This is a genomic window from Streptomyces sp. YIM 130001, assembly GCF_003574445.1.
Classification (GTDB): Bacteria; Actinomycetota; Actinomycetes; order Streptomycetales; family Streptomycetaceae; genus Streptomyces.
Genome location: NZ_KZ984573.1, coordinates 40360 through 53150 on the forward strand (window position 1 = coordinate 40360; position 12791 = coordinate 53150).

Consider the following 12791-nt stretch of genomic DNA (forward strand, 5'->3'; position numbering starts at 1 on the left):
CCCGTCCCCGTCAGGGGGCGGGATTTTTGCTGTCTCCGGCTCCGTGTCGGTCTCCGGTTCCGTGTTGGTCTCCGACTTGGTGTCGGTCTCCGATAACGGGCCCGGGCATCTCGCGGGGCCTGCGCGCCCGTAGGACGTCCAGGCGCCGGCGGCTCTCCTCGTCCTCCGGGGTGTAGGCCACGATCCGGCATTCCGGCATGCCGTTGATCGCGAGCGAGACCGACGTCATGCGCAGCTCGCCGACCAGGCCGTGCCGGAAGTGCTTCACGCGGGGCCCCGGTGGCACCACATCGCCACCCGCCCACAGTTCGGCGAAGTGGTCACTGGCCTTGGACAGGCCCGAGATGAAGCACTCCCAGGCGGGCTCGCCGACATGAGTGCCGTAGTTGCCACGCAACTGGGCGACCATCACCGGCAGTTCGGCGTCCCGGAAGACCAGCGGGCAGGCGTCGTCCGGGATCGTGAACAGCGCCCACAGGACATTGGCCATCGCGGTGTCGGCCATCAGCGGGACGAAGAACAGGGCGCGGTAGGCGGAGTTGGTGGCGAGGATGTCGTAACGGGCGTTGTAGACCACCGCCGGGCGCGGGTCGAGAGCGTCCAGGATGCCTTGGATCTCGGGGCCGACCTCCTGCGCGAGTGCGGTGCCGGGCATCTCGGGGGTGAACGGCACCTCGGCCAGGTGGTACAGATGCTCGCGTCCTGAGCGGTCGAGGCGCAGGGTGCGGGCGACCGCGTCGAGCACCTGCGGCGAGGCGTTGATCGGGCGGCCCTGCTCCAGCCAGGTGTACCAGGTCACGCCGACACCGGAGAGCTGGGCGACCTCCTCGCGCCGCAACCCCGGAGTGCGCCGTCGCAGGCCCGGCGGCATGCCGACGTCCGCCGGGGTCACCCGGGCCCGGCGGCCACGCAGGAAGGCCGCGAGCTCCGTCCTGCGGCGCTGTGTGGTGCCCATCGTCGTCACGTCCCCCATCGTCCTGCTGCCGCCGATGCCTTGCCAGGTGCTGTCACTACCCGTATCGGCGGGCTCTCGGTACTGGCACCGCGGCGAGGTCAGGCTCGGCGCATGACCACCACCGTCGTCACCAGTAGAACTCGCGGCACTGACAATGCCCGCGGATCCCGGCCCGTCCGGGTGCTCGCGCTCGTACTCGCCGCCCAATTCATGGCCCTGCTCGACGCGTTCATCGTGAACGTCGCCGCTCCCACCATCCAGCGCGACCTGTCCGCCTCGGGCGGCGGCCTGCAGCTCGTGGTCGCCGGATACACCATCGCGTACGCCGTCCTCCTCATCGCCGGAGCGCGGCTCGGTGAACGCTTCGGGCACCGGCGCATGTACCTCGTCGGACTGCTCGTCTTCACCGGCGCCTCGCTCGCCTGCGGGCTCAGCACGGACACCGGTCAACTGATCGGCTTCCGCCTGCTGCAGGGTGCGGGCGCGGCCGTACTGATCCCGCAGGTGCTGAGCCTGATCCAGCGGACGTACCAGGGGGAGGCGCGGGTGCGGGCCCTCGGGGCGTACTCCGCGGTGCTCGCCACCGGGGCGGCGGCCGGGCAGGTGCTGGGCGGAGTGCTGGTCAGTGCCGATCTGTTCGGCGCGGGCTGGCGGCCGGTCTTCCTGGTGAACGTCCCGATCGGAGTGGTCCTGCTGATCCTCGGTGCGCGACTGCTGCCGCCGGACGACGCCGTCGGGCCCGACCGACGGCGCGGGCTCGATCTGCCCGGTCTGATCCTGCTGGCCGCGGCGGTGTCCCTGTTCACCGTGCCGCTGGTCCTCGGCCAGGAGCAGGACTGGCCGCTGTGGTCCTGGCTGTCGATCGGCTCAAGTGCTCTGCTGCTCGGGGTCTTTGTGGTCCTCGAGTCACGGCTCGCGGCGCGCGGGGGTGCCCCGATCATCGCTCCGCGGGTGCTGCGACTGCCCGGCATGCGCCTGGCGGTCGCGCGCATCCTGCTGGTGATGGCGGTCAACTCCGGTTTCCTGTTCGTACTTGCCCTGCATTTCCAGGGTGGGCTCGGACACAGCGCGCTGCGCGCGGGGCTGACGTTCGCGCCGGCCGCGATCGTCTTCGGTGCGGTGGGGCTCACCTGGCGGAAGCTGCCGGCATCGCTCCAGGGGATGCTGGTTCCCGCCGGATGCACGCTGGTCGCCGTATGCACCCTCGCGTTCGGAATGCTGCTGCGGGGCGGCGGTGACGGCGGGCCGCTGCTGTACGTGGCGTTCACGGGCGTCGGTGCGGGGCTCTCGCTCGGATTCAGTCCGGCGCTCACGGGTGCGCTCGCACGGGTCGGCTCGGCCGATGTCGCGGACGCCAGCGGGATCCTGGCGACCGTGACGCAGCTGGGGCAGCTGATCGGGGTGGCCGTTTTCGGGGCCCTGTTCCTCAACCGGGTGGAGGCCGCGGCGGCGGGTGGGGCGGACCGGGCGCAGGCTTCCGCCGACGGGCTCCTGGTGTGCGCGATCGCACTGGCCGCGGCCGCCCTCGTCGGCGCTTTGTCCGCACTGGTACGCGCACGTCGCTGACCCATGAGTGCGGCCGTGGCAGAATCGGGCGGGGCTGGAAGGGGGCCGCCTCACCACGCGAGGAAGCCGGGTCGACGGGAGGGAGAGGCGATGCCTGCGAGCATCCTCGAGGAGGTCAACGACCTGCTCGAAGTCGCAGAGGCCCAGGGCTACGACTGGCTCCCGGAATACGCCCTCCGGTTCACCTGTCCCGCGTGCGAGGACCCCGTCGACTCCGCCGACCTCAACTGTCCGTCCTGCGGTTCCGGCCATGTCGCCCAAGTACTCGGCGACAACGGCGGAACCTCCTTCGTGTGCACGGCCTGCGGCCACTCCTGGAGCTGATGGATGGGAGCGCACAGGAGGAAATGCGACTGGTGCGGCAGTGGTACGCCGATCGTCCGTGACATGGAGCCGCTGAACGCCGAGTTCCAGTACTGGTGCGAAGAATGTGCGCGCGCGCTGATCATAAAAGGCGACCCCATCGAGACCTACCGGGAGCTCGAGGGGGAGCCCATCTACGGCCGCCTCCTGGACGAGCACTGCACCCTCAAGCGCTTCTATTCGTTCGCCACCGCCTGACCGGCGCTCTTTGCCTCCGTGACGTCCGATTCCGCCCGGTCGGGCCGTGCCGATCGGGGCCGGACAAACGATTTGGTGATCGGCCGGGGGGACCGTGTAATGTTGTCGACGTCGCCGCGGCCGGGGGTCGCAAGGCAGACAGCGAGGGGCTATAGCTCAGTTGGTAGAGCGCCTGCATGGCATGCAGGAGGTCAGGAGTTCGATTCTCCTTAGCTCCACAGTGACGCCGATCGGCGATCGTCCTTCGGGACGGTCGCCGATCGGTTTTTGTGTGCGTGATCCGAACCTGTAGGGCGCGTTTCGGAGCCTTTGGGCGGGCGAGTTTCGGTGTCCGCGCCGTGCACCGGTGTGTGTGCTCGACCTGGGTGTCCGTGCTCGACCGGGGCTCGGGTGATGCTCAACTCCGGCCGCTGTCCAGGGCCTTGCGGCCGGGCAGGCCCGGTAGCGCGGGGCGGGTTGGCTGTGCGGGCGGCGCCGCTGAGCGCTCCAGGCGCAGCGCGAGCGCGGGGCACCGGCGTACCGCCCGCTGCGCATGCCCTCGCAGAGCCAGCGGAACGGCAGCGTCCGCCACGGCTGGGAACCCGTCGGGTCCGAGCCTGATCAGTTCCGGAACGATGTCCGCGCACAGCCCGTGGCCCTGGCACAGCGTCCAGTCCACCGCCAGCTTCTCGCCGCTGCTGCTGCCGAGCGATTGCTCGCCGGTGGCAGGCAGCGGCAGTACGGCACTCGTCGCGCGCCCGCAGCCCCCACCGAGCACATGCGCCGCCAGATCGTCGGGGAACGCCGACAGGGTCGAGGCGAGGAAGCGTGCGGAACCGTCCGGATGCTTGCAGGCACCGCGTCCCTTCACCGCCTGGGTGACCTCGCGCAGTGCCGCGAGTGCGGCAGGTCCGCCGCCGTTCAGGAGGTCGGCGAGTCCGCCGGCCGCCGCGGGCAGTCCGAGGCGGCACGGGCCGCACTGACCGGAGCTCTCGTCGGCCAGCCACTGGGCGACCCGTAGTGCCTCACCGAGCGGACAGGTCTCCGGGCCGATCGGCAGGATCGCGCCCGCACCGAGCGTGCCGCCGAGCCCTTCGAGCGAGGCACGGGAGACCACCGCGTCGTGCGCCGAGAGGCCGTCCAGCCAACTGCCGTGGTAGCCGCCGGTGAGCACGCCCTGCGGCAGCGGAGGGGCTCCCGCGAGCTGCAGTACGTAGCGCAGCGGTACGCCGGTCGGCGCCTCCACGACCATCGGCCGGGCCACGGCTCCGGAGAGGGTGAGCAGAACGGTGCCCGGCTCGTCGAAGAGGCCGGTGTTGCGGTAGCGGGCCGGACCGATCCGGGCGGCGACGGCCAGCTGGGCGAACGTCTCCGCGTTCGACAGCAGGGTCGGGGCCCCGCCGACACCGGATTCGGCCGCCCGGACCCGGCGTCCCGGCGGAAGGGCGGGGCCGCCGTCCGCGGACCGAACCAGCGCCGAGGCCTCGCCGGTCACCATCCGCTGGGGATTGCGCTGCACGCGCGCGCGTAGAGCCGCTCCTCGCCGGTTGGTGAGGCCCCGTTCGGCGAGTGCTGCCGTCATCGATGCCTCGGTGGAGTCACGGGTGACACCGACCACCAGACTGCGGGCACCGAGCGCCTCGGCGGCGAGTAGAGCGCCGTCCAGGATGAGGTGCGGTGAGCGGTTGATCAGGACGGTGTCCTTGCGGCACGCGGGTTCGTCCTCGCTGCCGTTGATGACGACCACGGGGCGTACGCCGCGCTCGATGGCCGACTGCGCCACGGCCCTGAGCTTTCTGGCGAACGGGAAACCGGCGCCGCCGCGGCCGCGCAGGGTGATCTCGTCGGCGAGGGCGGCGAGGCGCTCGCCCACCACCGGTTCGAGCGGGCCGTGCACCTTGAGGTGCATCGACAGGTCGAGCCGTTCGACCAGGTCGAAGCCGGAGGTCAGTTGGGGCAGTCCGACGACCCGTACTTCGGGGACGTCGGGCAGGGGGGCGTTCAACGCAGGCCTCCGGTGGGGGCGTTCCAGGGTTCGCCGGCGGCGGGCGGCTGGAAGGGGGCGGTCGGTGGTGCGGTGATCGGGCCGGTGTCGTACGCGTCACGTGCGGGGTCGCCGGCGGGCTCTGGTGGTGTGCCGGCGTGCGGGGCAGGCCCGTGGTGTGCGGGGAAGACCTCGGTCGGTGGGGGTGGCGACGGGGAGGGCCAGCGGGTGGCCGGGTCCGGTGCCGGGGCGGGCTCCGGGGCCTGCAGCGGCGGCAGGATCTCGGTGACGGTCGCGTCCGGCGCCAAGGGGCGGTGCGGTGGCGGGGGGCGGTGCGCGGTCTGTGGGCCGGGCTCGAAGCCGTACGGGGCTCCGGGGGTGTCGAGGTCGGCCCAGGCGGTGTCCGACCGAGGAACTCGCTCCGCAGTGGAGGACATCGCACGGTAGGCGGCTGCCATGCCACCGGGCGCGTACGGCTCTGGAGCGGGGTCCGGCAGGGCGTACGGGGCCTCGTACAGCTGCGGGGCGGGCGGGGCCATCCGCGGGCGTGGCGGCGGCAGTTGGGCGTCGGTGAAGCCGCGGGAGGCGCGTCGGGCAGTGAAGTCCTCGGGGGCGGCGCGCTCGGCAAAGCCGTCCGGGGTGGTGGGGCGTACTTCGGTGTCCATGCCCGGCAGCGGCGCGGCGCGGTGAGCCCGCTCCTCGCCGGGCATCCGGGCGGCGCGTGCTTCCGGGTCGATGACTGCCAGGACACGGTCGGCGACCTTGCGTTTGACCGGCAGCGGGGCGGCCCGCAGCGCGATCGCCCCGGCCACGCCCGCCAGGCTCACGGCGTACAGGACCACGGTCCAGGGCTGCGGTGCACGCCCCGCGTAGAGACCGTGCAGCAGGCCCGCGCACCAGGCCGGATAGGCCAGCATGTGCAGCGACCGCCAGCGGGTGGCGATCCCGGCGGGCGCCGCGAACGAACTGCGCATCGCGCCCGTGATTCCGGCGGTCACCATCAGCAGGCCGGCCAGTGAACCCAGGCCGATCAGGCCGTTGGTACCGGTCACACCGAGGCTGAAGGGGAGCAGGGCGCCCACGGCGGACACATGCTCCAGGGCGACCTTCACGGCGCCGTGAAGCAGCAGGAAGCCGAGGGAAGCGACTGCGGTCACCCGGTGCACGGCCTGGGCGAGCAGCCGCTGACGCGACCTGAGGAACAACCGGTCGGATGCGACCAGGCCCCAGGCGACGCTTGCGGTCAGGGAGACGAGGCAGAGGACTCCCGTCGTGAAGTCCAGCATTTCCCGGAAGCCGTCGCTGCCGGCGAACACGGTCACCGGTATGAGCAGCAGAGCAGCGAGGCTCAGCAATCCCCGGACGGAACGGCTCAGTTCGGGGACGGAACGAATCTTGCGATGAGGGGTCGAGTGAGGGTTCATGGGGGCATCTCCGAATGGTTTCGGCGCAGCGGTCCCGCAGCCGCAGCCTAGGTCGAGCCATACCGGCCAGTACGAGGTTTGAGTTATTGCGTTGTTATCAACTGGCAATGCGGTCTTGGCCTTGCCCCGATAGGGGCCGGTACGCCGAGTAACTCGTCGTGTAAATGCACCTCCACGCGCGCGTGCCACTCACTACGGCGCCGGAGACCGGATCTCTCACGCGCGCGTGGAGACCGCCGACCGGGCCCCGCGCCCACCCCGTGGAAGCTCGATGCGGCCCGTGGGACGGCTGCGGTACTCTGACGCCATGCGTGCCGTACGCCTTCTGCTTAGCGAGCCGCGCTGATCAGTCCCCGCCACTGAGGACTCGTGGCGGGAATCAGCGCGGCGTCCCCTCCTGTGCGAGGGGTTTTTTCGTTTCGGCTGAACTGTCGCGGCCGAATCCGCAGGCAGAGACATCGATGGAGCCTTAAGGATCATGAGCGAGACGAATTCCGCCCCCACGGCCGCGCCCGCGGGCAATGCCCCCACCGAGGTGGCAGCGCCGCACCGCTACACGGCGGCCATGGCTGCCGACATCGAGGCGCGCTGGCAGGACTTCTGGGACGCCGACGGCACGTACGAAGCACCCAACCCCAGCGGTGACCTGGCAGGCGACGAGGCGATCGCCGAACTGCCCAAGAAGTTCATCATGGACATGTTCCCGTACCCCTCGGGTTCGGGACTGCACGTCGGCCACCCCCTCGGGTACATCGCCACCGACGTGTTCGCCCGCTATCACCGCATGACCGGACACAACGTCCTGCACACGCTCGGCTTCGACGCCTTCGGCCTGCCGGCCGAGCAGCACGCGGTGCAGACCGGCCAGCACCCGCGGATCACCACCGAAGCAGCCATGACCAACATGACGTCGCAGCTGCGCCGACTGGGCCTGGGCCACGACAAGCGCCGCTCGTTCGCGACGATCGACCCGTCGTACTACCGCTGGACGCAGTGGATCTTCCTGCAGATCTTCAACTCCTGGTACGACGAAGAGGCGAAGAAGGCACGCCCCATCGCCGAACTGGTCGCCCAGTTCGAGAGCGGCGAGCGTCAAACGTCCTCCACGCGCGCGTGGAGCGAGCTCACCCCGCTGGAGCGCTCCGAGGTCCTGTCGGACTACCGGCTGGCCTACGCGTCCGACGCCCCGGTCAACTGGTGCCCCGGACTGGGCACCGTCCTCGCGAACGAGGAAGTGACCGCCGACGGCCGCTCCGAGCGCGGCAACTTCCCGGTCTTCAAGTCCAAGCTCCGCCAGTGGAACATGCGCATCACGGCCTACGCGGACCGGCTGATCGACGACCTGGAGCCGCTGGCGTGGCCCGAGGCGATCAAGCTGCAGCAGCGCAACTGGATCGGCCGCAGTGAGGGCGCGCGCGTGCACTTCGCCGTGGACGGCCACGGCGGCGGAGCGAGCGAACCGATCACTGTCTTCACCACACGCCCGGACACCGTGTTCGGCGCCACCTACATGGTCCTGGCGCCCGAGCACGGCCTGGTCGACTCGATCCTGCCCGCCGCCTGGCCCGAGGGCGTCAAGGAGGCCTGGACCGGCGGCGCCGCGAATCCGGCCGACGCCGTCGCCGCGTACCGCAAGCAGGCGCAGAGCAAGAGCGACGTCGAGCGCCAGACCGAGCACAAGGACAAGACCGGCGTCTTCACCGGCGCCTACGCGCTGAACCCGGTCACCGGCGCCCGTATCCCGGTCTTCGTCGCCGACTACGTCCTGATGGGCTACGGCACCGGCGCGATCATGGCCGTGCCCGGACAGGACGAGCGCGACTGGGAGTTCGCGGAGGCCTTCGAACTGCCCATCGTGCGCACCGTGCAGCCGCCCGAGGGCTGGGAGGGCGAGGCGTTCACCGGTCAGGGCCCGGCGATCAACTCCGCCAACGACGGGATCTCGCTGAACGGCCTGGAGATCGACGAGGCCAAGAGCCGCATCATCGAGTGGCTGGTCGGCAAGGGGCTGGGCGAGAGCACCATCAACTTCCGCCTGCGCGACTGGCTGTTCAGCCGTCAGCGCTACTGGGGCGAGCCCTTCCCGATCGTCTACGACCAGGACGGCGTCGCTCACGCGCTGCCCGACTCGATGCTGCCCCTGGAGCTGCCCGAGGTCGACGACTACTCGCCTCGCACCTTCGAACCGGACGACGCCGACACTCAGCCCGAGACGCCGCTGTCGCGCAACGCGGACTGGGTCGACGTCACCCTGGACCTGGGCGACGGACCCCAGCAATATCGCCGCGAGACCAACACCATGCCGAACTGGGCCGGTTCGTGCTGGTACGAACTGCGCTATCTGGACCCGCACAACAGCGAGCAACTGGTCGCCCCCGACATCGAGCGCTACTGGATGGGGCCGCGCGAGGGGCAGCCGCACGGCGGCGTCGACCTGTATGTGGGCGGTCAGGAGCACGCCGTCCTGCACCTGCTGTACGCCCGCTTCTGGTCCAAGGTGCTGTTCGACCTGGGGCACATCGCGTCGTCCGAGCCGTTCCACAAGCTGTACAACCAGGGCATGATCCAGGCCTATGTGTACCGCGACAGCCGCGGATTCCCGGTGCCGGCCGCCGAGGTCGAGGAGCGGGACGGCAAGTACTTCTTCGCCGGCGAGCAGGTCAAGCGCGAGCTGGGCAAGATGGGCAAGTCCCTGAAGAACGCGGTCACTCCGGACGAGATCTGCGCGGAGTACGGCGCCGACACGCTGCGCCTGTACGAGATGGCGATGGGCCCCCTGGACGTCTCGCGCCCGTGGGACACGCGCGCGGTGGTGGGTCAGTACCGGCTGCTGCAGCGCCTGTGGCGCAACGTCGTGGACGAGGCCTCCGGCGAGGTGACCGTCTCGGACGCCGAACCCGGCGAGGACACGCTGCGTGCCCTGCACAAGGCCATCGACGGCGTGCGCCAGGACCTGGCCGGTCTGCGGTTCAACACCGCCATCGCCAAGATCACCGAGCTGAACAACCACCTGACCAAGGCGGGCGGCGCCGTACCGCGTCCGGTCGCCGAGGGCCTGGTCCTGATGGTCGCGCCGCTCGCCCCGCACATCGCCGAGGAGCTGTGGCGCAAGCTCGGCCACACGACGTCCGTCGTGCACGCGGACTTCCCCGTCGCCGACCCGCAGTACGCGGTGGACGAGGCGGTGACCTGCGTCGTCCAGATCAAGGGCAAGGTCAAGGCGCGCCTGGAGGTGTCGCCGTCGATCTCCGGCGAGGAACTGGAGCGGATCGCCCTCGGTGACGAGAAGGTGGTCGCCGCACTGGACGGCGCCGGGATCCGGAAGGTCATCGTCCGGGAACCCAAGCTGGTGAACATCGTGACGACCTGAGGGTTTTCCCTTACGGGCAGGTTGGGGGTTCTGCGGAACCTTCTGCCTGCCCGTTTGCGTTTACGGTGGGAGTACGCCCGGGCAGCATCCGGCCCGGGAGCGCCGGAGCGTGGCATCGTGCGCCACGGGCCGGGGCGATGCGCACGAACCGGACACCCGGCCGGATACAGGAAGAGGGGCCCTCCATGGACGCGGGCGAGGTGATTCTGACCGTCGTGGCGCTGATCATGGTGCTGCTTTTCACGCTGGGCGTCGTGGTGACGGTCAAGGCCGTCAGAGCGGCCAAGCGCAGCGTGGACCGCACGGTGCACCAGGCTCGGCGGACGTTCGAGGACACCAGCCTGCGGGCGAAGTCGCTGGCGCAGCCCGGCCCTCAGGGCGAGGCGGCGCAGTTGCGGCTGAAGCTGCGTACCTCCATGCGAGCCACGCAGGACGCCCTCGAGGCCGGAGTCGGCGAGGACGCCTCTCTCCAGGAATCCCTCGTCCTCTTCGAGCGGCTCAGCCGGCACGGTCACGAGCTGGAGGCCGAACTCCAGCGCGTCCAGCGCGACCCGGACCGCACCCGCCTCGCCGCGCACATCCCCGAACTCACCGAGCGCACCGACCGGATCACCGAGGCGGCCGACTCGTTGCGCTGGGCGGCGCACGACCGTGCCAGCAGGTTCGCCCACGACGAGCTGGCCCGCCTCGACGAGGAGATCCGGATGGAGTCCGGGGCCCTGCGGCACTGGACCGCGGCCGAGCCCGCGGAGGGGCAGCCGGGGGCGGCGTCGGCCGCGCCCGGGTCCACGTCCAGCCCTACGCCTCCACCCGTCTCGTGGCCGGAACCCACGCTGGTCGACGGGCCCGGCACCGCGGAGCAGAGCTGGCCGCAGCCGACTGCGGCCGAACAGGCGGCCCAGCAGGCGGCCGAGGGCGAGGAGCCCAAGGCCATCGCGCCGAGCCGGCCGCCCGTGCAGTACCCGTGGCAGAAGAGCCCTCGGCCGGAGAGCACGACCTGATACGTCCTGCACGCTGCGACAGCGCCGCGCCGGCCCTGGTCGGGCAGAAGGCGTGAAGGTCGCGGTGACGGCGGATGAATTCAGGTTGGTCGGGCAGCAGCGCCCGAGTGCCGAGGAGAACAGGGCCGGGCTGCCGCCATGCGGACCCGGCGGGTAATGTCCAGCTCATGTCCCGCCATGTCGCGATCGTCACGGATTCAACGGCCTACCTGCCGCAACGGGCGACTGAGCAGCACGGCATCCACTCCGTCCCGCTGACCGTCGTACTCGGGGACCGGGCGCTGGAGGAAGGCACCGAGATCTCGGCGCGTTCCCTCGCACTCGCCCTGCAGAAACGGCAGCCGGTGACGACTTCGCGCCCGGGACCGGAGACGTTCGCCGAGACCTACCGGGCGGCGGCTCGCGACGGCGCCACGGCCATCGTGTCGCTCCATCTGTCCTCGGAGTTCTCCGGGACCTACGACGCGGCGGTCCTCGCGGCGAAGGCCGCGCCGATTCCGGTGCGGGTGGTCGACACCGGGATGGTCGCGATGGCACTCGGGTTCTGCGCCCTGTCCGCGGCGGAGACCGCCGAAGCGGGCGGGAGCGTGGACGAGGCGGTCGCGGCCGCGGAGAAGCGAGCCGCGTCGACCTCCGCCTATTTCTATGTCGACACTCTCGACTACCTGCGCCGCGGCGGCAGGATCGGCGCCGCCCAGGCGCTGCTGGGTTCGGCGCTTGCCGTGAAGCCGCTGCTGCAGCTCGACGGCGGACGGATCGAACTGCTCGAGAAGGTACGCACAGCTTCCCGCGCCATCGCCCGCCTCGAGGAGATGGTCGTCGAACGGGCCGGTGCCGTGTCCGTCGACATCGCCGTGCACCATCTTGCCGCGCCCGAGCGGGCCGACGCTCTGGCCGAGCGCCTGCGGGACAAGATGCCGGGTCTCGCCGAGCTCCACGTCAGCGAGGTGGGTGCGGTGATCGGCGCACACACCGGGCCGGGGTTGCTCGGTGCGGTGGTCTCGCCGCGCTGATCGTCCGGCCGACGCTGCGCGCGGCCGGAATTCACTCGACAGGGTGGCGGAGTTATCCACAACTGCCGAGTAATCCACGGAAATTGAGCAAGATCAGCAAGCTGTGCTCGAGGCGTCTAGCTTCGCCCGCATGGCGATTCGATCTTCTACTCGTTCCTCTGTCCCTTCATCCGAGCGGCCCGCTCCGCGGTCCTCCGCACGGCCTCTTGCGCGATCCTCGGGCCGGTCCTTGGCGGCGGGCCGTGAGGCGGGAGGCGGCGCGGGGTCGGACGGGCCGGCCGAGCACCGGAATCACTGGCTGCGGGACCGTACACGGCACCGCCGGTCTGTGGACCGGGAGACCGTACGCCTGCGCGCGGAGGCTCTGTTCGACCAGGCGCCGCGCGGGCCCGCGGGCGATGGGGCGGGTCGAGTCAGCGGGTCGGATCAGGGCGACCGGTCGCGTACGGGGCGGACGGAGGAGCCGGGGCGGCCGCAGGTCAGGGTGCGGCCGCTGTGGGCTGCGGACGTGGATCTTCAGAGTGTGCGCGGTGACGGTACGCGGAGTGGCTCGGCGGGAGGCGGACGAGGAGAGCGGATGCGGCCGGGGGAGCCGGGGCCCGACGGTGGGGCCACCGATGTCCGGAGGGGCCGGCGGCCCTCGTGGGCGTACGCGGTGTCGGTTCGGGGTGGTGCTGCGCCGTCGCCCTCACAGGCTCGGGTGGCGCGGGGAGACGGCCCGGGCGAGGCAGAATCCTCCGCCGGGGCCGGTCGGTTGGCCGATGCGGGCACGGTCAAACTCCGGGCGGGCAGGCGGCGCCGTCCGGCGGCTGACGGGGCGCGTGGAGAACGTCGTACGGCAGCGGCGGACGGCGGCCCGGCCGGCGCGGGGAGCCGCCCGAGGGCGGTTGCGCGGCCGGACCTCGAGGCCCTGCGGCAACGGGCGTTGGAAGGTGGAG

The 12791-nt window shown here is 71.1% G+C and carries 9 protein-coding genes and 1 tRNA gene; 7 read left to right on the top strand and 3 right to left on the bottom strand.

All coding sequences use genetic code 11. The features are described 5' to 3' along the window. Window positions 1-10: 10 nt before the first annotated feature. On the bottom strand, window positions 11-973 hold the full coding sequence (locus DSC45_RS32715; RefSeq protein WP_119295652.1) for a helix-turn-helix transcriptional regulator: 963 nt from the start codon (window positions 971-973) through the stop codon (window positions 11-13). A gap of 93 nt (window positions 974-1066) precedes the next feature. Between DSC45_RS32715 and DSC45_RS32720 the strand changes: the two genes are divergently transcribed. The 4 genes from DSC45_RS32720 to DSC45_RS32735 all read left to right on the top strand — a co-directional run bounded on the left by DSC45_RS32720 (window position 1067) and on the right by DSC45_RS32735 (window position 3300). Next, a complete protein-coding gene (locus DSC45_RS32720) occupies window positions 1067-2521 on the top strand; it encodes an MFS transporter (RefSeq protein WP_205571481.1) in 1455 nt (484 codons plus the stop codon). A gap of 90 nt (window positions 2522-2611) precedes the next feature. After that, the gene (locus DSC45_RS32725) at window positions 2612-2845 is read left to right on the top strand and encodes a hypothetical protein (protein WP_119295654.1); all 234 of its coding nucleotides are present in this window, start codon (window positions 2612-2614) and stop codon (window positions 2843-2845) included. Window positions 2846-2848: 3 nt separating this feature from the next. Beyond that, the gene (locus DSC45_RS32730) at window positions 2849-3082 is read left to right on the top strand and encodes a hypothetical protein (RefSeq protein WP_119295655.1); all 234 of its coding nucleotides are present in this window, start codon (window positions 2849-2851) and stop codon (window positions 3080-3082) included. 145 nt (window positions 3083-3227) lie between these two features. Then, a tRNA-Ala gene (locus DSC45_RS32735) sits at window positions 3228-3300 on the top strand. Between the two features lie 179 nt (window positions 3301-3479). Here the strand turns inward: DSC45_RS32735 and DSC45_RS32740 are convergent. Together DSC45_RS32740 and DSC45_RS32745 are read right to left on the bottom strand one after the other, a co-directional pair. Next, a complete protein-coding gene (locus DSC45_RS32740; RefSeq protein WP_119295656.1) occupies window positions 3480-5066 on the bottom strand; it encodes an NADH-quinone oxidoreductase subunit NuoF family protein in 1587 nt (528 codons plus the stop codon). Beyond that, the gene (locus DSC45_RS32745; RefSeq protein ID WP_240434979.1) at window positions 5063-6400 is read right to left on the bottom strand and encodes a hypothetical protein; all 1338 of its coding nucleotides are present in this window, start codon (window positions 6398-6400) and stop codon (window positions 5063-5065) included. Before DSC45_RS32745 ends, DSC45_RS32740 begins: the two co-directional genes overlap by 4 nt. A gap of 547 nt (window positions 6401-6947) precedes the next feature. On the opposite strand from DSC45_RS32745, the gene leuS reads away from it, so the two are divergent. The 3 genes from leuS to DSC45_RS32760 all read left to right on the top strand — a co-directional run bounded on the left by leuS (window position 6948) and on the right by DSC45_RS32760 (window position 11853). After that, a complete protein-coding gene (leuS, locus tag DSC45_RS32750) occupies window positions 6948-9839 on the top strand; it encodes a leucine--tRNA ligase (protein WP_119295658.1) in 2892 nt (963 codons plus the stop codon). A 185-nt stretch (window positions 9840-10024) separates the two neighbouring features. Next, on the top strand, window positions 10025-10840 hold the full coding sequence (locus tag DSC45_RS32755; protein ID WP_119295659.1) for a hypothetical protein: 816 nt from the start codon (window positions 10025-10027) through the stop codon (window positions 10838-10840). A gap of 167 nt (window positions 10841-11007) precedes the next feature. Further along, window positions 11008-11853: a DegV family protein gene (locus DSC45_RS32760; RefSeq protein ID WP_119295660.1), complete on the top strand. Its 846-nt coding sequence runs from the start codon at window positions 11008-11010 to the stop codon at window positions 11851-11853. The last annotated feature ends 938 nt before the right edge of the window (window positions 11854-12791 follow it).